This window comes from Pseudonocardia aurantiaca (assembly GCF_039526725.1).
Lineage (GTDB): Bacteria > Actinomycetota > Actinomycetes > Mycobacteriales > Pseudonocardiaceae > Pseudonocardia > Pseudonocardia aurantiaca.
Map to the genome: position 1 here is coordinate 115,013 of NZ_BAAAJG010000014.1, position 19,089 is coordinate 134,101.

Annotated in this window: 17 protein-coding genes and 2 pseudogenes; 12 read left to right on the forward strand and 7 right to left on the reverse strand. The window is 70.0% G+C overall.

Going from position 1 to position 19,089, the window contains the following annotated elements:
• Positions 1-33 precede the first annotated feature (33 nt).
• Positions 34-1,008 carry a redoxin domain-containing protein gene (locus ABD143_RS21985; protein WP_343981512.1) on the forward strand — a complete coding sequence of 325 codons (975 nt, stop codon included), beginning with the start codon at positions 34-36 and terminating at the stop codon, positions 1,006-1,008.
• Positions 1,009-1,034: 26 nt separating this feature from the next.
• Here the strand turns inward: ABD143_RS21985 and ABD143_RS21990 are convergent, their stop codons facing one another.
• From ABD143_RS21990 to ABD143_RS22000, 3 genes and pseudogenes are all read right to left on the reverse strand, one after another.
• On the reverse strand, positions 1,035-2,126 hold the full coding sequence (locus tag ABD143_RS21990) for an MFS transporter (RefSeq protein ID WP_343981515.1): 1,092 nt from the start codon (positions 2,124-2,126) through the stop codon (positions 1,035-1,037).
• Between the two features lie 61 nt (positions 2,127-2,187).
• Positions 2,188-2,640 (reverse strand): annotated as a pseudogene (locus ABD143_RS21995) (MFS transporter); the annotation flags it as partial.
• Positions 2,641-2,727: 87 nt separating this feature from the next.
• Positions 2,728-3,735, reverse strand: a complete 1,008-nt coding sequence (locus ABD143_RS22000; protein WP_343981518.1) for an NAD(P)/FAD-dependent oxidoreductase — start codon at positions 3,733-3,735, stop codon at positions 2,728-2,730.
• Positions 3,736-3,826: 91 nt separating this feature from the next.
• Between ABD143_RS22000 and ABD143_RS22005 the strand changes: the two genes are divergently transcribed.
• Together ABD143_RS22005 and ABD143_RS22010 are read left to right on the forward strand one after the other, a co-directional pair.
• On the forward strand, positions 3,827-4,420 hold the full coding sequence (locus ABD143_RS22005) for a helix-turn-helix domain-containing protein (protein WP_343981522.1): 594 nt from the start codon (positions 3,827-3,829) through the stop codon (positions 4,418-4,420).
• A 63-nt stretch (positions 4,421-4,483) separates the two neighbouring features.
• Positions 4,484-5,224: a class I SAM-dependent methyltransferase gene (locus ABD143_RS22010; protein ID WP_343981525.1), complete on the forward strand. Its 741-nt coding sequence runs from the start codon at positions 4,484-4,486 to the stop codon at positions 5,222-5,224.
• 51 nt (positions 5,225-5,275) lie between these two features.
• On the opposite strand, the gene ABD143_RS22015 is transcribed toward ABD143_RS22010, so the two are convergent.
• The 3 genes from ABD143_RS22015 to ABD143_RS22025 form a co-directional block, all read right to left on the reverse strand.
• The gene (locus tag ABD143_RS22015) at positions 5,276-6,085 is read right to left on the reverse strand and encodes a COG4705 family protein (protein ID WP_343981527.1); all 810 of its coding nucleotides are present in this window, start codon (positions 6,083-6,085) and stop codon (positions 5,276-5,278) included.
• A gap of 310 nt (positions 6,086-6,395) precedes the next feature.
• Positions 6,396-7,340 (reverse strand): undecaprenyl-diphosphate phosphatase, encoded by a 945-nt coding sequence (locus ABD143_RS22020; protein ID WP_343981530.1) that lies wholly within the window; start codon positions 7,338-7,340, stop codon positions 6,396-6,398.
• A gap of 161 nt (positions 7,341-7,501) precedes the next feature.
• The gene (locus ABD143_RS22025; RefSeq protein ID WP_343981533.1) at positions 7,502-8,179 is read right to left on the reverse strand and encodes a FadR/GntR family transcriptional regulator; all 678 of its coding nucleotides are present in this window, start codon (positions 8,177-8,179) and stop codon (positions 7,502-7,504) included.
• Positions 8,180-8,403: 224 nt separating this feature from the next.
• Between ABD143_RS22025 and ABD143_RS22030 the strand changes: the two genes are divergently transcribed.
• The 7 genes and pseudogenes from ABD143_RS22030 to ABD143_RS22060 all read left to right on the forward strand — a co-directional run bounded on the left by ABD143_RS22030 (position 8,404) and on the right by ABD143_RS22060 (position 14,067).
• Entirely contained in the window at positions 8,404-9,321 is a 918-nt protein-coding gene (locus tag ABD143_RS22030) for an ABC transporter substrate-binding protein (RefSeq protein WP_343981536.1), read from the forward strand.
• A 35-nt stretch (positions 9,322-9,356) separates the two neighbouring features.
• Positions 9,357-9,953 (forward strand): annotated as a pseudogene (locus tag ABD143_RS22035) (amino acid ABC transporter permease); the annotation flags it as partial.
• A 189-nt stretch (positions 9,954-10,142) separates the two neighbouring features.
• Positions 10,143-10,898: an amino acid ABC transporter ATP-binding protein gene (locus ABD143_RS22040; protein ID WP_343981560.1), complete on the forward strand. Its 756-nt coding sequence runs from the start codon at positions 10,143-10,145 to the stop codon at positions 10,896-10,898.
• A 3-nt stretch (positions 10,899-10,901) separates the two neighbouring features.
• On the forward strand, positions 10,902-11,324 hold the full coding sequence (locus ABD143_RS22045; RefSeq protein WP_343981539.1) for a RidA family protein: 423 nt from the start codon (positions 10,902-10,904) through the stop codon (positions 11,322-11,324).
• Positions 11,321-12,400, forward strand: coding sequence for an acetamidase/formamidase family protein (locus ABD143_RS22050; RefSeq protein WP_343981542.1), 1,080 nt, complete (start codon positions 11,321-11,323; stop codon positions 12,398-12,400). The genes ABD143_RS22045 and ABD143_RS22050 overlap by 4 nt, the downstream gene beginning before the upstream one ends.
• Positions 12,401-12,602: 202 nt before the next feature.
• On the forward strand, positions 12,603-13,172 hold the full coding sequence (locus ABD143_RS22055; RefSeq protein WP_343981544.1) for a 2-oxo acid dehydrogenase subunit E2: 570 nt from the start codon (positions 12,603-12,605) through the stop codon (positions 13,170-13,172).
• A 16-nt stretch (positions 13,173-13,188) separates the two neighbouring features.
• The gene (locus tag ABD143_RS22060; protein ID WP_343981546.1) at positions 13,189-14,067 is read left to right on the forward strand and encodes an SDR family NAD(P)-dependent oxidoreductase; all 879 of its coding nucleotides are present in this window, start codon (positions 13,189-13,191) and stop codon (positions 14,065-14,067) included.
• 25 nt (positions 14,068-14,092) lie between these two features.
• Here the strand turns inward: ABD143_RS22060 and ABD143_RS22065 are convergent, their stop codons facing one another.
• A complete protein-coding gene (locus tag ABD143_RS22065; RefSeq protein WP_343981549.1) occupies positions 14,093-15,574 on the reverse strand; it encodes an MFS transporter in 1,482 nt (493 codons plus the stop codon).
• A 62-nt stretch (positions 15,575-15,636) separates the two neighbouring features.
• Here ABD143_RS22065 and ABD143_RS22070 point away from each other — a divergent pair, with 62 nt between their 5' ends.
• Together ABD143_RS22070 and ABD143_RS22075 are read left to right on the forward strand one after the other, a co-directional pair.
• Positions 15,637-16,629, forward strand: a complete 993-nt coding sequence (locus tag ABD143_RS22070) for a helix-turn-helix transcriptional regulator (RefSeq protein WP_343981551.1) — start codon at positions 15,637-15,639, stop codon at positions 16,627-16,629.
• 246 nt (positions 16,630-16,875) lie between these two features.
• Positions 16,876-19,020 carry an FUSC family protein gene (locus tag ABD143_RS22075; RefSeq protein WP_343981554.1) on the forward strand — a complete coding sequence of 715 codons (2,145 nt, stop codon included), beginning with the start codon at positions 16,876-16,878 and terminating at the stop codon, positions 19,018-19,020.
• The last annotated feature ends 69 nt before the right edge of the window (positions 19,021-19,089 follow it).

Sequence of the window (19,089 nt, forward strand, 5' to 3'; positions counted from 1 at the left end):
TGGCTCGGCCCCGCCGGGCTGCACCGGGCCTCGGTGCGGCTGCCCGTCGAGGGTGAACTGCCTGCTCTTGGCGGCGCGACGGGATGGCTCAACGCGCCGCCGCTGACAGTGGCCGGCCTGCGCGGCAAGGTCGTCCTCGTCGGCTTCTGGACCTATACCTGCATCAACTGGCTTCGCCAGCTTCCCTATCTCCGCGCGTGGGCCGCGAAGTACTCCGGCCACGGGCTCGTGGTGGTCGGAGTACACACACCGGAGTTCGGGTTCGAGAGCGACGTCGACAACGTCAGCCGGGCCGTGCGGGACAAGAGGATCGAGTACCCGATCGCGATCGACAGCGACCACAAGGTCTGGAGTGCTTTCGGCAATCATTACTGGCCGGCCCTCTATTTCGCGGACGCCGAAGGGCTGATCCGGCATCATCACTTCGGCGAAGGCGAGTACCAGCAGTCGGAGATGATCATCCACCAGTTGCTGGTCGAGGCCGGATCCTCCGACGTAGGTCATGACCTCGTGTCGGTCGACGCCAGCGGTGCCGAAGCCCCGGCCGACTGGGACAACTTGAGATCGCCGGAGAACTACACCGGCTTCGAGCGCACCGGTAACTTCGCGTCCCCAGGTGGCGCGGTACCGGGCACGCATCACCGTTATACGGTCCCGGCGGAGCTGAGACTCAATCACTGGGCCCTGTCCGGGGAGTGGACGATGGCGGCACAGGTCACTACCCTGCACACGGCAGGCGGGCAGATCGCATACCGCTTCCACGCCCGCGATCTTCATCTGGTCATGGGGCCGGCAGTACGGGGCACGCCTGTGCGATTTCTGGTGCTCGTCGACGGACAGCCGCCGGGTGTGGCGCACGGGGTCGATGTCGACGCTCGAGGCAACGGAACGATGGTCGAACAGCGGCTGCACCAGCTCGTCCGGCAGCCCGGCCCCATCACCGACCGCACGTTCGAGATCACCTTCCTCGATCCCGAGGTCCAGGCCTACGCGTTCACCTTTGGCTAGCGGTCCTTGGTCGCGAACAACTCCGCTCACCGGCTGATGGCGTCGCTCGTCGGACCTGCTTCGGTCGTCGGTGTGCCGGATGGGGTGCGCTGGGGACCTCGCGCGAGGACGTAGACGAACAGGACCGCCATGACGGCGACCCCTGCCCACATGGCTTGTTGCCAGCCGTCGACGAAGGACTCCTGGGCGGCTCGGATCAGCGCCTGCGAGCCGGATTCGTCGGCGGCTGCGAGGGCGTTGGTGATGCCTTCGCGGGCGGTGTCGGCGGCGTCGGCGGGGACTCCGTCGAGTCGGGAGTCGATGGCGCTGCGGTAGCCGGCGGACAGGACCGCTCCGAGCAGTGCGATGCCGAGCGCGGTACCGAACTCCCTGGTGACGTCGTTGAGGGCGGACGCGACACCTTGACGCGCACGTGGCAGGGCGGTGGTGATGGCCTCGGTGGAGGGTGTCATCGTCAAACCCATGCCGAGTCCCATGGCGAGCATGCCGGGCAGTACCGCGAGGTAGCCGCCGTCGACGGAGACGAGGGTGGCCATGAGGGCGAGTCCCGCGCCCCCCAGGAGGATCCCGGACGCCATCGTCGAGCGGCCCCCGATGCGCGCGGCCACCCGTGGGGCGAGGCCGGAGGCGAACATCATCAGCAGCGCCATCGGCATGAGCGCCAGGGTGGAGTTGAGGCCGGACCAGCCGAGCACCGCCTGGAAGTACGGGAAGACGACCACGAAGACCCCCGCCTGCACGCCGAAGAACGCCAGGATCGCCACAGAGCCGCTGGCGAGCCCTCGCTCGCGGAACAGGCGGACGTCGAGCAGCGGAGCCCGCCGGCGCAGTTCCCACGCCACGAAGCAGATGGCAGCGATGACGCCGACGAGGAGACTCAGGAGCGTCACGGGCGCGGTCCACCCACGTCCCGGACCCTCGTGCAGAACGAAGATGAGCGCGATCACGGCGATCACGGACAACAGCGAACCGATGGTGTCGAACCCGTGCTCGGACTCTTCGCGCGAGTTCGGGACGGATCGCAGCGTCATGCCGACGGCCACGACGACGAGCGCGACCGGGAGGACGAAGAGCCATCGCCAGCTCGCGAGGTCGACCAGGACGGCAGACAGGTACATCCCCCAGCAGGCCCCCGCCGCCGGCGACGCCGGTCCACACGCCGATCGCGCGGGAGCGGTCCTCGTCCGGGAAGGTCGATGTGATGACGGCGAGGGTGACCGGCATGATCATCGCAGCGCCCACGCCGCTCAGGAGGCGTGCTGCGAGCATGACCTCGGTCGACGTGGCGAGGCCCGCCGCCGCGCTGCCTACTCCGAAGAGGATCAGGCCTGCGAGCAGCACCGGTCTGCGGCCCCATCGATCGCCGACCGCGCCGAGCGGCAGCAGTAGTGCGGCGAGGGTGATCGTGTAGATGTTGATGATCCACAGGACGGTGGCCTGTGAGGCATCGAACGCGAGGGCGAGTTGCGGCTGGGCGACGTTCAACCCGGATACAGAGGCGATGACCGCCATGAGGGCGATGCATACCGCGATCAGGATTGCGCGGCGCCGGCGCGGATCGTGGATCGCCGGGTCGGTGGCGTCCACCTGCGGAGGCGGGGTCGTACTCATGGTTTCCTCTTCGATGCGCATGGGGCGGCGGCACCGGAGCACGGAAGCCCCGGCGCGGGCGGGTTGATGTGATCAGGGTTGTCGGGTGCCGGACGGCACCTTGGCGACTCAGGCGGCGGTGTCGCCACGGGGTGTGGCGGCGAGGGCCGCGTCGGTGTCGGCGGTGGCCAGGTCGGCATTGATGTGTGCGCCGGCCAGGGCGCCCGCCGCGGCGGCCGCGCCGACCTGGGCGGTCAGGTCGGTGGCGTTGCCTGCCACCCAGACGCCCGGGACCGAGGTGGTGCCTGCGGGGCCGGTGACGAAGCGGCGGCCCATGCCGTGGGGCAGATCCTCCATCGGCAGGCCCAGGGCGGCCAGGCCGTCGGTGCGAGCGAGCATGGTGGTGGCCACCGCGATGACACGGCGGGGCACGATCTGCCCGTCGGACAGCCGAACGCCCGTGATGGCGTCCTCAGTGGACTCGATCTCGGCGACCGGGGTGTCCACGACGCGGATGCCGCGCGCGGCGAAGCGGGCCCGGGTGTCCTCGTCCAGGTCGGTGCCGTGGGCGAAGTAGATCAGGTCTTCGGTCAGCTGCCGGAACAGCAGGGCATGGTGGACGGAGGCCGGGCTCACGGCCAGCACGCCGATGGGCTCGTCGCGCACCTCCCAGCCGTGGCAGTACGGGCAGTGCACCACGCCGTGCCCCCAGTGCCGCGCGAGGCCGGGGACGTCGGGCAGCTGGTCGCGCAGCCCGGTGGCGACCAGCAGCCGACGAGCTTGCAGGGTGCTGCCATCGGCAAGGGTGACGGTGAAGCGGGAGTCGCCCTCCGGTGCGGCAGGGGCGGCTGAGGTCACCTCGCCGGCCACGATCCGTCCGCCGTAGCGGCGCACTTCCTCCCGGCCGGTGCGCAGCAGTTCCGCAGGCGGGATGCCGTCTGCGCCGAGCAGGCCGTGCACGCCCTCGGCGGGCGCGTTGCGGGGCGTCCCGCTGTCGATCACGACGACCGAGCGGCGGGAGCGGGCCAGCATCAGGGCGCCGTTCAGCCCGGCGGCACCGCCGCCGATCACCACGGCGTCGACGGCCGTACCGGGCAGTTCGTCGCTCTCGAACCCGGTGGTCATGGTGGGGGGCATGGGTGTGGCATCTCCTCGCATCCGACGGGCCCGGGGCGGGCCTGACGACGACGCTACGCACGCCATGCGCCATTGGCATACTGTCTTGCGCATGAAGCAAGACGATGGTGAACTCGACAGCCTCGTACGCAAACGGCTCCGCGCCCTACGGGTGGCGCAGGGCTGGTCCCTGGACGCTCTTGCCGCCCGCGCCCAGCTCAGCCCGTCCACGCTGAGCCGGATCGAGACCGGACAGCGACGCCTCGCCCTGGACCAGCTCGTCACCCTCGCCCGGGCGCTGGACACCTCTCTCGATCAACTGGTCGAGACAACCACCGAGGACGTCGTCAGCAACCCGGTCCACGACGCAGTCCGCCAGACAATGCGGTGGACCGTGCGCGCGGATCCCGACATCACCGTCGTCCGGCAACGCATGGTGGACCCGCCCCCGGACAACCCCTCGCGCATGCGCGCCCACCCGGGCCGGGAATGGCTGGTCGTCCTCTCCGGCACCGTGACCCTGCTACTCGGGAACCGCCGCCTGCGTGTCGAGACCAACCAGGCTGCGGAGTTTCCCACGATGCTCCCGCACGCCATCGGCACCGCCGGCGGACCGGCCGAGATCCTGGGGATCTTCGACCGCGACGCCCGCCGCGGTCACCAGGGCCGCGACGAACCGTCCGCGGCGGACCACCCGACGCGGTGATCCGGACGGCCCCGGCGCTCCTGAGGCGTGCGAGAGTTCGCCTGTGCTGATCGAGGTGACATCGTGACCGCGGCGTTCGACCGGGACTTCTGGGAAGAACGCTGGTCACAAGCCCTGCGTGAGCACGGGGACGCAGTCGCGAGGCGCCCGCCGAACGCCTATCTGACCGAGGCAGTCGGGAACCTAGGGCCCGGGGTCGCCCTTGACGCGGGCTGTGGTCACGGGTCCGACACGCTCTGGCTCGCCGCGCGCGGATGGCAGGTCACCGCGGTCGACTTCTCCGCGACCGCCCTGGCTCATGCCCGGTCGACGGCCGAGACCGTCGGAGCGGACGTCGCCGAGCGCATCGACTGGGTCGAGGGCGATCTCGCGACCTGGACCCCGCAGCCTGGCCACTACGACCTCGTCGCCTGCCTGTACGTCCACGTGGCGGGGTCGGTGGCGGAGATGGTGGAACGGATGGCGACGGGGGTCGCGCCCGGCGGGACTCTGTTCCTGGTCGGCCACCGCCCGATCGACCCGGCCACCGGAGCCGCAACTCCCGCGGCCGGTCAGGTGCAGGTCTCCGTCGACGAGGCGGTCGCTGCGCTCGATCCCGCCCACTGGGAGTTCGTCGTCGCCGACGATCGCCCGCGCGCTATGGCCGGCACCGGCGTCGACGCCGTCATCTGCGCGCGACGCCTCTCCGCGGCGCGAGATACGAGTGCTGGACTCGATGACCGCCTGCCGATCGAGGTCCGTCCGGCACCCGAGGCAGGCGACCCGCGATCCGCGCGACGAGCCGCTGACCGGCAGGACTCGTAGTCGGAGGGTCGTCCCACGGGTGTTCCGTGCGCCTTGTGTGTCCGGGGCCGATCAGCCGGCGGCCGGCGCGGGTTGCGGCTCCTTCGCGGCGCTGAGCGCGTCGTTGCGGGTGGCGGCGAGAAAGACGACGACCCCGGCAAAGGCAAGCGCCCAGATCACCGCGACGACGGCCGTCTCGATGCCGAGGCCACCGCGGAACGCGGGCACCCCCATCCAGTCGGCGAATGATGCACCGAGCGGCCGGGTCAGCACGTACGCGATCCAGAAGGTGGCAATCGCGCCGAGTCCCAGCCACCGTCGGGCCACCAGGGGCACGCAGAACAGCGCGGCGAACAGGACGCCGGAGGCCAGGTTCCCGAGCTTCCAACTGTCGGCGGTCAGGTCGCCAACGGCAGTGCCGAGGGCGAAGGTGGCCAGCACCGCGGACCAGTAAAAGCACTCGCGCCGCCGGGTCGTGATCGAGGCGAACGACAGGGTGCCCTCGACGCGGTACCAGGCAGCGAACACGGCCCCTACCGCAACGAGGTAACCCAGGGAGGAGACCCACACGGGGAAGCCCAGGAACTGCGGGATGTCGGCGGCCATTGTGCCGAACACGCCGACGAGTGCCACCGTCAGCCAGTACAGCCAGGGGACGTAGCGAGTGGCCCGGACCTGCGCGACCAGGCTCGCGGCCAGCGCAAGCCCGACGGCGACGACGGCCAGGACACGGGCCGAGCGGACCAGGGCGTCAGAGGCCGCCTCCCCGAACCCGGTGGTGAGGATCTTGACGATCCAGAAGAACAGAGTGACTTGCGGGACCTTGTTCGCTGTGATTCGTCGCGCAGGGGCGGTGGAGTCGTGGCGTGCGGAAGTGGACATATTGAGGTCCCATTCGGCCGGGAATCGGGAGGCCCGTCGCCTGCCGGAGGTGTGCCGTTCGGGGCGGCCGCGGCCTCCGCGTACTCGGAGCCCGGTCAGTATGGCCGCGGCTGATCACTCGCGTGGGTGACCCCCATGGGGATTGGGTAAGAACCGGGTGCTACTGCGAGGTTGCGCCACCGCTGCCCGGAGCCGAAATGGATAATTCTCCCACTCGTCCGGAAACGACGATTTCGATTCGGTCGATTCGGTCGAGAAGGACACAGCGGGAGTAAATGCGCGCATGCCTCGGCGCAGCCTCTTGCCCCCTTCAGCGGACGAGGAACAGCACGAGACACCCCAGCCCCGCCACGAGGCAGTAGATCCCGAACGGGCGCAGCGAGCGGGTCTCGAAGTAGCGGGTGAGGTACTTCACCGACAGGTAGGCCCCGACGCCCGACAGCAGGCTGCCGACGAGGATCTGCGGCCGAATACCGTCGCCGAGCGGCCCGGCGAGGTCGCCGAGCTTGAGCAGCCCCGCCGCGAGGATCACCGGCGTCGCCAGGAGGAACGAGAAGCGCGCGGAGTCGGCGTGCGAGAGGCCCCGCGTCAGACCTGCGACCATCGTCGCGCCCGAGCGGCTGATCCCCGGCAGCAGAGCTGCGATCTGCGCCGACCCGATGAGCACCGCCCGGCCGATCGGCAGCTGCGAGAGGCGGCGGTCGGCCGCCTCTTCCTCGGTCGGGACCGACGCGCGCCGGTACGCTGCGCCCGGACCGACGACTGGAATCACCTCGGTGACCGGTTCCTGGTCGCCCGCCCTCCGCCGCAGTTGTTCCGCGACGATCAGCATCACGCCGTTGAGGGCGAGGAACAGCGCGGTCGGCACCGGCTTGGCCAGGTAGACCCGGAAGACGTGGTCGAGCAGGAGCCCGACCAGCCCGACCGGGATCGTCGCGAGCACCAGCAGCCACGCCAGGCGCTGGTCGGGCTCGGTGACCTCGCGGCGGGCGACGCTCGTGACGAGCCCGCGCACGATCCGCACCCAGTCCCGCCGGAAGTAGATGACGAGCGCGACGGCCGTGGCGACGTGCAGCCCGACGATGAAGGCGAGGTAGGGGGAGTCAGGGGCGCTCACGTCGAGGTCGCGCGCCCAACTCCCGCCCACAATCGCGGGGATGAGAATGCTGTGACCAAGGCTCGAAACGGGAAATAGCTCGGCGACGCCCTGCACAGCGCCGATCACGATCGCTTCCAGCCACGTCAGAGTGCTCACGCGCGGAACGGTAGGCGCGGTCCCGTGAACGGCCGGCGCCGGGCGGATTCGCCGGGAATGACCGCTTTCGGCGCCGATCAGCGCGCTGTCATCGCCAAATCATCACGACTTCTTGATCGAACTTTAAGACCCGGCGGGCGAAATCTGGAGTGGCCTGGCGCCTAGCTGGTGCGGCGCGCGATCACGTCACGGATCGCGCTCAGATGCTCGTTCATGGCGGCCGCCGCAGCGTCCGCGTCGCGGGCCAGCACTGCCTGGTAGATCGCCTGATGGCCCTCGAGCGAGCGCAGCCGGCCCTCCGGCGTGGCGTGCGAGTGCCGGCGCAACGTCTCGGTCCACCGGCTGGTCATCGTGCACAGCGCTACGAGCAGCGGGTTCTGTGCTGCGTGCGCCAGCAGCAGGTGGAACTCGACGTCCAGTTGCAGGGACGTGGTCGCGTCGAGGTGCTGCGCGGACCTGGCCAGCACGTCCTCCAGCTGCACGAGATTGGACGGCGCCGACCGCAGCGCAGCCGCCGAGGCGATCCGGGGCTCGACGATGAGCCGCAGCTCCGTGGCGTCGTCCAGCGTGACGTCGGTGCCGTCCAGCTCGGAGTACAGCTCGGTGACCGACTCCGTCCGCTCGGCGACGATGGTGCCCCGCCCCGTGCGCCGCTGTACCAGGTTCTTGGCTTCCAGCTCGTGCATCGCCTCGCGCAGCGAACCCCGGGACACCGACAGCGTCGCGGCCAGCTCCCGCTCCGGGGGCAGTCGCTCCCCCGGCCTCAGCACCCCCGTGGCGATCAGCCGCTCGAAGTGCGCCGCAAGCTGGATGCTGACGCTGCGGGCTCGTTGGGGCATTGGGGGCACCGAGGCTGGCTGCACGGTATGAGCATAGAGCCGGGGCAACCAGCTTTGGCTCTTTTGTCGGACCAGCGTTCCACCGCCGTCCTCCGCGTTTCTGCGCGGTAAACAACAGGTCAGATCCTCGATCATGCCCGATTCCGCTGGGAAGCCCGCCCTACAGTGCCTTGGTCCGACCAACGGACTAATGATCCGCTGAACCCTCGAAGGACTCCCCCGCCATGTTGAACCGGCTGCTCCGGCCCGCCGCGCTCCTCGCCTCGGCCGGCGCCATCACCGTGCTGGCAACCGCCTGCGGTGGCGGCTCACCCGCCGCCTCCGGCGACGCCCCCGCCTACCCCGCGCTCGCGTCGTCGGCGACCTGCTCCCAGCTGCGCACGCAGAATCCCGACCTGGCCGGCAAGACGTTGACGAACGCGATCAACCCGCACACCCCGGGGTACGAGTCGATCTCGGTGTCCGACCCGACGAAGTACGAGGGCTTCGACATCGACCTCGGCGAGGCCATCGGTGAGTGCCTCGGCTTCAAGGTCAACTACCTGCCGGTCGCCTTCGACGCACTGCTGCCGACGCTGCAGAGCGGGCAGGCCGACTTCATCATTTCCGACATCTACGCGACCGAGGAACGGGCCGCGTCGGCGGACTTCATCACCTACTCAAAGGTCAACGACGGCGTGCTGGTCGCCGCCGGCAACCCCAAGCAGCTCACCGGCATCGACGACTCGCTCTGCGGCACCACCACCGCGCTGAACAAGGGCTTCGTCGAGGTGCCGTTGGTGGAGGCGCAGAGTGCCAAGTGCCTGGCGGCCGGCCGACCGCCCGCACAGACTGCACTGTTCGACAACAACGCCGACTGCGTGCAGGCGATCCTGTCCGGCCGGGCGGACTCTTACATCAACGATGTCAACACGGTGGCCCGATTCGTCAAGGACCAGCCCGACAAGCTGGCCAGGGCCACGGCCGTGACCCTGCCCTACTCGATCGGCATCGCCGTACCGCAGGGCCAGCTCCCGATCCGCAACGCCTTCACCGCCGCATTGACGGAGATCCAGAACAGCGGCCTGCAGACTCAGCTGTCCCAGAAGTGGGCGCTGGACGAGTCCGCGATCGAGGCGCCGTCGCTCATCACTGCGAGCTGATCGAGCTGATGGACGGCTTCCTGCACTACCTGTCCATGCCCTACCTGCTCAGCGGGATCCTGATCACTCTGCAGGCGACGGCACTGGGCTTCTTCGGCGGGTTCGCACTGGGCCTGCTGCTCGCAGGCATGGCGCTGAGCAGGAACCGCGTGGTCTCTGGGGTTGCGCGCACGTACAGCGTGATCTTCCGGGGCACCCCGCTCGTGCTCCAGCTCGTGTTCGTGTTCACCGCGTTGCCGCACGCAGGCGTCGTGCTGAGCCCGATCATGGCCGCCGGGGTCGCCTTGGCCGCGAACGAGGCCACCTTCTTCGCCGAGATCTTCCGCTCCGCCGTGATCGGGGTGGACAAGGGCCAGACCGACGCGGCCCGCGCGGTCGGGCTGCGGCCCGGGACCGTGCTGCGCCGGATCATCGGGCCGCAGGCAGGGCGCGCGGCCATCCCCGCGATCGGCAGCGAAGCAGTCTCGACCATGAAGAACTCCGCGCTGGCCTCGATCATCGCCGTCCCGGAGCTGACCCTGCGCAGCAACCAGCTGGCGTCGGCCACGTTCGACTACTTCAGCATCTTCTTCGCGTCCGGAGTGATGTACCTGATGCTCACCGGTGCGATCACCGGCCTGCAGCTGATCATCGAGCGGTCCCTCGACCTCAGCCGCGTCGGGAGCCGCGGCCGCGGGCGCCCGGCGCAGCCGAGCGTGGACGACGGGGTCTCCCCCGTCATCGAGACGCCGCTCTCTGCCAAGCAGCCGGACGCCACGAGAAAGCTGAACGGCGCCGTATCCCGGGCGGAAACCGTCCGCCGCGCCAGGGTCGCGCTCACCATCACCGGCGTCCACAAGGCGTTCGGCGACCACGAGGTGCTGCGCGGCATCGACCTGGAGATCCGCAAGGGCGAGGTGGTCGCGTTGCTCGGTCCCAGCGGATCGGGCAAGAGCACGCTGCTGCGTCTGATCAACCACCTGGACACCCTGGACACGGGCAAGATCTCGTTCGACGGTATCGAGGTCGGGTACCGGGGCACCGGCGTGCCGCTGCCGGAGCGGGAGGTCGCGCGGCAGCGGGTGGACGCCGGTGTCGGCATGGTGTTCCAGCATTTCAACCTGTTCGGGCACCTCACGGCCCGGGAGAACGTCGCGGTGCCGCTGCGCTGGGTACATCGGGTGCCCAAGGACGAGGCACTGGCCGCAGCGGACCAGCTGCTGGGCAGGGTGGGGCTCAGCGCCAGGGCGCACGCGTTGCCCCGCCAGCTCTCCGGCGGGCAGCAGCAGCGTGTCGGCATCGCCCGAGCACTCGCCGGTCGACCCCAGGTTCTGCTGCTCGACGAACCGACCTCGGCGCTCGACCCGGAGCTGGTGCAGGAGGTGCTGGAGGTCGTCCGCTCGCTCGCCGTGGACGACGGGCTCACGATGCTTATCGCCACCCATCAGCTGGGTTTCGCCAGGGAAGTCGCCGACCGGGTGGTCTTCATGGCCGATGGCACTGTGCTCGAGCAAGGACCGCCCGAGCAGGTGCTGGACAACCCGAAGCATCCGACCGCGGTCCGGTTCCTCCGGGCCGTGCACACCGTGGAGGTGTAGCCCGTGACGCCACAGAGGCAGTCCTTCAGCTTCACGCCGGAGCAGGGCGTGCCACCCGCGGTCGCCCCGTTCTCGCACGTGACCCAGTGGGGGTCGCTGCTCTTCGTCACCGGGCAGATGCCCACCGACCCGGCCACCGGCGCGCTGGTTGCCGGCGGCGTGCTCGCCCAGGCCGAGCAGGTTCGGCGCAACCTGCTCGCTTGTCTCTCCCCGTTCGGGGCGAACCTCGACCACGCGCTCATGGTGCGCGTCTACCTCACCGACTTCACCGAGTTCGAGGCGTTCAACGCCCTCTACCGCACCTGGTTCACCGCTGCCCTGCCCAGTCGCACCTGCGTGGGCAGCACCGCACTCGCCGTGGGCGCCGAGGTCGAGATCGACCTGATCGTCGGCCTGCCCGGGCACGACACTGGAGCGTCCGCATGAACCTGACCTTGCTGCAGCCGGGCGAGGGCAACATCGCCGGCCGGCACCTGCTCACCTCGACGCCGGAGACGGTGAGCTGGGGCTGGCTGCCGAACGAGAAGTCGGCCCCGTGCTTGACCGTGAGCTCCGGTGACACGGTCACCATCGACACGCTCAGCCACGAAGGCATCCTGGACGACCAGGGCCGCGACCCGGTCGAGTTCCTGGGCCGCCAGGGCGTCGAGGCCGCCGACGTGTTGCACGACGCGAAGGCGATCGCCGCGAGCAGCATCCCCAACGGACCGGACGACGGCCCGCACGTGGTCACCGGGCCGATCGAGATCACCGGCGCCGAGCCCGGCGACGTCCTGAAGATCGACGTCCTCGACCTGCTGCCCCGCACGCCCTACGGCTTCGTGAGCAGCCGGCACGGCTACGGCGCCCTGCCCGGCGAGCTGCCCGAGGGCGCGCAGAGCGTGTTCCAGTTCTGCCGGGTCGGCGTGAGCGACGGGCGAATGGTCAGCTGGATGGCCGCCACCGACGGACGGCAGGCCTGCTTCCCGCTGGACCCCTTCCTCGGCCTGATGGGTGTGGCCCCGGCCACCGGCGAACCGGTGCACTCGGTGCCGCCCGGCGACTTCGGCGGCAACATCGACGTGAAGTGGGCGCAGGTCGGCAGCTCGCTCTACCTGCCGGTCACGGTGCCCGGCGCCCTCTTCTACACCGGCGACCCGCACTACGCGCAGGGCAACGGCGAAGTCGCACTGACGGCGCTCGAGGCATCCCTGCGCGCCACTCTCCGGCTCACGGTGCTCACCGGCGCGGAGGCGAGCACGGCGATGGGCAGCTTGCGCAATCCACTGCTGGAGACGCCGGGGTACTGGATCCCGACCGGCATGGACGAGGACCTGAGCGAGGCGATGAAGAAGTGCGTGCGCCACGCAATCACGTTCCTGGTCGAGCGGTTCGGCTTCGACCGGTCGACCGCGATGGCGTACCTGTCGGCGGCAGGCGACTTCGAGGTCTCGCAGGTGGTGGACGCGACGAAGGGCGTGCATTGCATGATTCGCAAGGCCGACTTCGCGCAGTGGTACTGAGGCCCCGTTTGTGGTGCCGACCGCGACTGCGGCGGTCAGCCGGAGGACCGGGCGTGGAGGTTGCCGACGTCGGCTGCGGTCCAGGCGAGAGCGATACCTCCGTCGAGGACGGCGCGGTCGGCTGCAGGCGTGATACAGGCAGCGGCGAATTCGTGGTTGACAGCGGGCAGGCAGTCCAGCCCGAGCATCGGGCCGGGACGCGGTGCGACACGTTGCCCATGTCCGTCGCGGCTCCGACGAGCGGTCCCTCGCCAGTGCTTCGGCGTGGTTCGTCGTCGCCGGCCTGGCCCGCTTTCCCGAGCTCAACGCGTGCGTCGACGTGGAACGGGAGGAGATCAAGCACCTGGACGGGGTCCACCTCGGCATCGCCACGCAGACCGAACGCGGCCTCGTGGTCACGACCGTCCGCGACGCGCACCGGCGCAGCATCCGCGACCTCAGCAGCGAGATCCGCCGGCTCGCCGAGGCAGCCCGCAACGCCCAGGCCTCGGCCGCCGAGCTGACCGGCAGCTCGTTCACCCTGAACAACTACGGCGTGCTCGGCGTCGACGGCAGCGTCGCGATCATCAACCATCCCGAGGTCGCGATCCTCGGCCTCGGCCGCGTGCACCCACGGCCCTGGGTGGTCGACGGCGAGGTCGTCCCGCGGCAGATCACCCAACTCTCGCTGGTCTTCGACCACCGCGTCTGCGGCGGCGGCACCGCAGGCGGATTCCTCCGCTTCGTCGCCGACGCCATCGAGAACCCCCTGACGGCGCTCGCCGATCTCTAGAGTTCCGCTGGCACCTTTGGACCGTTTCCTCTTCAGTTCACGTCGTTCGGGTGAGGTGCGGAAGTCGGGCCGACGTGAAAACTGCGCCGATACCCATTGTTCGGTTGCAGAACGCGGGGCCCATCCCTCGCTGGAAGGGGAGAAAATGTCCGGATCGCTCGATGGTCAGGTCGCTGTCATTACCGGTGGCTCCACCGGTATCGGGCTCGCGACCGCGGCCCGCTTCATAGCGGAGGGTGCTTCCGTCGTCATCGCGGCGCGTCGGCAGGCGGAGCTCGACAAGGCGGTCAGCGAACTCGGTGGCGGCACCATCGGGGTTGCTACCGACGTGTCCAGCCTCGACGACCTCGATCGGCTCTTCGGGCGGGTTGCCGACGAGAAAGGGCGGGTCGACACGTTGTTCGCCAACGCGTCGATCGCCGAGACCGGCGTGATCGGCGGACTGTCGGAAGAACTTGTCGACCGCCATCTCGACGTCAACATCAAGGGCCTGATCTTCACGGTTCAGAAGGCTCTTCCGCTCATCCCCGACGGGGGATCGATCATCGTCACCACGTCCGTCGACGCGGTCAAAGGCGGGCCCGGACGCGCCGTCTACGCCGCGACGAAGGCCGCGGGGCGCAATCTGGTACGGAGCTGGGTCCAGGAGCTCGCCCCACGCAAGATCCGTGTCAACGCCGTCAGCCCGGGCAGCACCGAGACGCCGGGTCTTGCCGGTCTGGCGGGGGCCAACGACGTCAACGAGTTCTTCGCCTACCTCGCGAAGCAGATGCCGGGCGGCCGGAACGTCCGGGTGGAGGAGGTTGCCGCCGCCGTCGCGTTCCTCGCCTCCAAGGATGCCGCCGCCATCAACGGGATCGACCTGCAGGTCGACCTCGGCTTCGCCCAGATCTGACCAACCCGCGCCGCGCAGCGTGGCATCACGCGCCGGCGCCCGGGGCGGCCCCAGATCGCGGAAGCAGCAGCATGAGTGCGGCAGCCAGCAGATAGAGCACGATCTCGAGAGGGATCACAGCCACGAAGGCATTGCCGAACACATGCAGCGGCGATGCACCACCGGTAGGGCTGTCCAGGGCGGCGAAGAAGATGGTCCCCAGGACGGCGATGCCGGCGGCGCCGCCGATCTGGTTGACCGTCGAGAGCACACCGCCGGCCGCGCCCGCGTCCTTGCCCGGTATGCCGGCAAGGACGACGTTGACGAGGATGGGTGCGGCCAGGCCCAGCCCGAGGCCGCCGATGAACAGGGCCAGGGCGAGCATCCAGTACCCCGGGTTCCGGCCATCGCTGACGAGGAACCACAGCAGTGCCTGCGACGCGGCCAGGGTCAAGGATCCGCTGATCAGCAGCGCCCGGCCCGCTTTGGCGGCCAGTGCGACGCCGAGGCCGGAGGTGACGATGGACCCGATCGCGTAGGGAAGCATCACCAGACCGGTCTGCCAGGCGGTGCGTCCGGTACCGGCTTGCAGGTAGATCGACAGGGTCAGGAAGAACGCGCCGATGGCGCCGAAAAAGAACACCGAGGCCAGCAGTCCGGCACTGAAGCTGCGGACCCGTAGCAGCGCCGGGTCAAGAACGGGTTGTCCGCCGCGACGTGCAACCGAACGCTCATGGACTACGAACCCGACCAGCAGCAGCACACCTGCCGCCATCAGCGCGAAACCCCACCACGGCCATCCCCAGTCGCGACCCTGGACCAGGGGCAGCAGCACCAGCAGCACGGCCAGCGTCGACAACACCGCGCCTGCCACATCGAGGGCGGACCGGTGCCGGCTGGTGGACTCCGGCAGGACGCGGGACCCGAGCACGAGGGCAACGGCCGCGATCGGGACATTCACCCAGAAGATGCTCCGCCAACCCAGGCCGAACACGTCGGCGTCGACCAGGAACCCGCCCAAGAGGGGCCCGGTCACCGCGGCGAGGCCCTGGACGGCCCCGTAGGCGCCGAACGCCTTGGCCATCCCCGCGGGGTCGAACGAGGAACGGATGATGCCGAACACCTGCGGGACCATCAGGCCACCGGCGAGGCCCTGTAGGACGCGAGTGCCGATCAGCATCGCGGGTCCCGTCGCCAGGGCACATGCCGCGGAGGCGACGGCAAAGGCAGCCAGGCTGACCAGGAACACCCGGCGACGGCCGTAGTCGTCGCCGATCCTCCCGCCGGTGATCAGGCCCGAACCCAGCGCGAGGACATACCCGGCCAGCATCCATTGCAGTTGGGCCTGGCTGGCGTGGAGTTCCGCCGCGATCGCCGGTGCAGCGACCGTGAGGATCGTGGCGTCCAGCAGGTCCATGAATGATGCAAACAGCACTACGAGCAGGGCGATCCCGGCGGCCTTGCCGACCAGCGGACCTGGCGGGCGACCCCGGTGAAAGGCCGTGTGGGAAGCAGCGTGTGAGGTCATGCGCCACACCGTGACAGCGGTAGCGGACACCGAATGGCCGCTACCTGCCGGACGATGAGTGCATGGCCACCACGTCGTCGCGCCTGCTCAGCCTGCTGTCCCTGCTCGGCGCCCGCCCGAACTGGTCCGGTCATGACCTCTGCGGCCGGCTGGGGGTCAGCTCCCGGACCCTGCGCCGTGACGTGGAGAGCTTGCGCGAGCTCGGCTACCCCGTCCAGGCCATCAAGGGCCCCAAAGGGGGCTACCGGCTCGGCACCGGCAGCAAGCTCCCCCCGCTCCTGCTGGACGACGAGCAGGCCATTGCCATCGCTGTTGCCCTGCAGACCGCGCCGACCAGCGTGTCCGGCATCGACGATGCTGTCGCCCGCGCCCTGACCAGCATCAAACAGGTCATGCCGGCTCGCCTTCGCGCCGAGGTCGATGCGATGCGCCTGACTGCCATCCGCAATTCCTGGGAATTCGCGGCGCCACCCATCAGCTCGGACACCCTCATGGCCGTCGGCTCCGCCGTTCGCAACAGCCATCTGATGCGGTTCGACTACCTCACCCCTGACGGCCGCCGTCCCCACCCGAACGACCCGGACTTCGCGCCCCCGCTACGGGTCGAACCTCACCACCTGGTCATGTGGGCGGGTCGCTGGTACCTGGTCGCCTACACCCCGGCCGCTGCGGCGTGGGCCATCTACCGCGTCGACCGCATCCACGCCCACGCGCCCACCGGGACCCCCTTCCAACGCCGGGAACTCCCCGAACCCAACGTGGCGCGCTATGTCATGAGGAGCTACGACCGAGGAGATACCCCCGCCCAATGGCCGTGCCTGGGCAGCGTCCTGATGGAACTACCCGCCGACGTCGTGGCCCGATGGGCACCCGGCGGATCCGTCATCGAGTACGTCACCCCTGGACAGACCCGCATCACGCTGGGCGCATGGTCCTGGGCCGGGATCGCCGGCCTACTCGCCACCTTCGACGCCGACATCACCGTCATCGAACCCGACGAGCTGAAAGACGCCTGTCGCACCCTCGCCCGCCGCTATCGGAAGGCCAGTCAGTAGACACCGCAACCCAGCAACGCGGTCCCCCCGACCGTATCCTGGCCGGCGAGCCGGTGGCGTCAGGTATTTCGACGCACTCCGGGTTGATGGAGGCTCGTGAGCGGCCGCTTGACCGTGCCGACTGGGGCTCCCGAGGATGGTCTCCTCCGGCTCGGGCGGTGAGAGGTGCGCAGGGTTCGCGACTGGCTGCTCACTCGCGACGGCAACCTGCGCGCGACACGACGCGCGGCACGGACAGCGATCGTCATGCCGGCCGTGTTCGCGCTCGCGACGCAGGTCGTCGGGAACCCGGTCGTGGCGACCTTCGCCGCCTTCGGATCCTTCGCGATGCTGCTGCTCGCGGACTTCGGGGGCACGCTGACCGAGAGGCTGGCCGCGCAGGCGTCGCTGGTCGCGATCGGCTGCGTGCTCATCGCCATCGCCACGCTGGTCTCGCGCAACCCCTGGGTCGCGACCGTCGCCATGTTCGTCGTCGGGTTCCTCGTGCTTTTCGCCGGCGTGGTGAGCTCGGCGCTGGCCGCGGCCAGTACGTCGATCCTGCTGAGCTTCATCCTGCCGGTCGCCACGCCGGCCGGGCCGGACGCGATCCCGGATCGGCTGCTGGGCTGGCTGCTGGCCGGCGTCGTCTCGCTGCCCGCCGTCACCCTGCTGTGGCCGGCGCCCCGCTCCGAGCCGCTGCGCGACGCCGCCGCGGAGGCCTGCCGCCGGCTGTCCGCGCGCCTGACCGCCGAGGCAGCGGACTGGCACGGCGAGGACACGGGGGACGTCGACGAGCCGGTCGCCCGCGCGAACGCCGCCGTCGCCGAGCTGCGCGCCACCTTCCTGGCAACGCCGTACCAGCCCTCCGGGCTGACCATGGCGACGCGCGCCATTGTCCGGCTGGTCGACGAGGTCGTCTGGCTGAGCGTGATCCTGGACAACTCGGCGGCGACCCGGCACCGGCCGCGAGCGGACCCGACGGTCCGGAAGGTGAAGACGGCGGCCGCGGTCCTGCTCGACCACGCAGGCAAAGCGCTCTCGCTCCGGGAGCCGCCGCAGGACAGCTTGCAGGACCATCTCGACGACTTCGCGCGCGCCCGCCGGGAGATGGAGGCCATGGCCATCGCCGACGTGGAGCTGCCGGGCGACGGGCGCACCGCCGAGGACCTTGTCAGCTCGATGACCCCGAGCTTCCGTGCGCAGGAGCTCTCCTTCGCCGTCATGGCCATCGCCGACAACGTCGCGAGCGCCACGGCCGCGGAGCAGCGAGCCTGGTGGCAGAAGTTGCTCGGCAGGCAGCCGCGCGGGCTGGCCGGGCCGATCGCCTCGGCACAGGAGCGGGCGCTCGCGCACATCGAGCCGCACTCGGTGTGGCTGCGCAACAGCCTCCGCGGCGGGATCGCGCTCGGCGGCGCCGTCCTGGTGGCTGATCTGAGCGGAGCCGAGCACTCGTTCTGGATCGTGCTCGGCGCGCTGTCGGTGCTGCGTTCCAACGCCCTGAGCACCGGGCAGAGCGTCGTCCGGGGGTTGGTCGGGACGACGATCGGGTTCGTCGTCGGCGGCGCGCTGGTACTCGTGCTCGGCACGAACCCCGTGCTGCTGTGGGTGCTGCTCCCGGTCGCGATCATGGTCGCCGGCATCGCGCCGGCGGTCTCGTTCACCGCGGGTCAGGCGGGGTTCACCGTTGCCCTGGTGATCCTGTTCAACATCATCGGCCCGGCGGGGTGGCAGGTCGGGCTGGTGCGGATCGAGGACGTCGCCATCGGCTGCGCGGTGAGCCTGGTCGTCGGCGCGCTGTTCTGGCCGCGGGGGGCGGCGGGGGCTCTGCGGCGGGCCCTGGCCGAAGCGTATGCGGACTGTGCGGCGTACCTGCGCACCGCCGCCGAGAGCGGCGCCGCGGTCGACGGATCAGCGGAGGAGGTGGGGACGGCCAGGTTGCGGGCGGCGGCTGCGGCCCACCGTCTCGACGACGCGTTCCGGGAGTACCTGACCGAGCGCGGCAACAAGCGATTGAGCCTCGCTCAGGTCGCGTCCCTGCTGACCGGGGTGGCCGGACTACGGCTGACCGCCGAGGCGGTCTCCGATCTCTGGGCCGGCGCCGGATCGGCCCGCATCGACACCCCGCGGGCCCAGCTCGAGCTGATCGTCACCACAGAGCGGGTGACCAACTGGTTCGCCGCGATGGCGCAGGCGATGACCGGAGCAGGCACGGTGCCACGTGCATTTCCCCAGGATGGCCCGTCCGCGATCCGGCTGGTCGAGGCCCTGAGCCAGGATCTTGAGTCGGCGTCCGCGCCGGACGCCTCCGTCAAGGCGCAGACGGTGCGGCTGGGGTGGACCAGCGACCACATGGATGCCGCCCGCCGTTTGCAGGACCTCGTCGAGCAACCGGCGCGGGCAGCGGCTGACTAGCCTCGGGCTTTCACACCAGTTGATCTTGTGCGCGACACGCGGCTCCTGGATGCGCGAAAGTGCCTGCTC

Coding starts and splice junctions, on each gene's coding strand:
- ABD143_RS22075 (WP_343981554.1), top strand. CDS start 16,876: ATGCCGGCCGTGTTCGCGCTCGCGACGCAGGTCGTCGGGAACCCGGTC.
- ABD143_RS22050 (WP_343981542.1), top strand. CDS start 11,321: ATGAACCTGACCTTGCTGCAGCCGGGCGAGGGCAACATCGCCGGCCGG.
- ABD143_RS22025 (WP_343981533.1), bottom strand. CDS start 8,179: ATGCCCCAACGAGCCCGCAGCGTCAGCATCCAGCTTGCGGCGCACTTC.
- ABD143_RS22030 (WP_343981536.1), top strand. CDS start 8,404: ATGTTGAACCGGCTGCTCCGGCCCGCCGCGCTCCTCGCCTCGGCCGGC.
- ABD143_RS22015 (WP_343981527.1), bottom strand. CDS start 6,085: ATGTCCACTTCCGCACGCCACGACTCCACCGCCCCTGCGCGACGAATC.
- ABD143_RS22070 (WP_343981551.1), top strand. CDS start 15,637: ATGGCCACCACGTCGTCGCGCCTGCTCAGCCTGCTGTCCCTGCTCGGC.
- ABD143_RS21990 (WP_343981515.1), bottom strand. CDS start 2,126: ATGTACCTGTCTGCCGTCCTGGTCGACCTCGCGAGCTGGCGATGGCTC.
- ABD143_RS22000 (WP_343981518.1), bottom strand. CDS start 3,735: ATGCCCCCCACCATGACCACCGGGTTCGAGAGCGACGAACTGCCCGGT.
- ABD143_RS22005 (WP_343981522.1), top strand. CDS start 3,827: ATGAAGCAAGACGATGGTGAACTCGACAGCCTCGTACGCAAACGGCTC.
- ABD143_RS22065 (WP_343981549.1), bottom strand. CDS start 15,574: ATGACCTCACACGCTGCTTCCCACACGGCCTTTCACCGGGGTCGCCCG.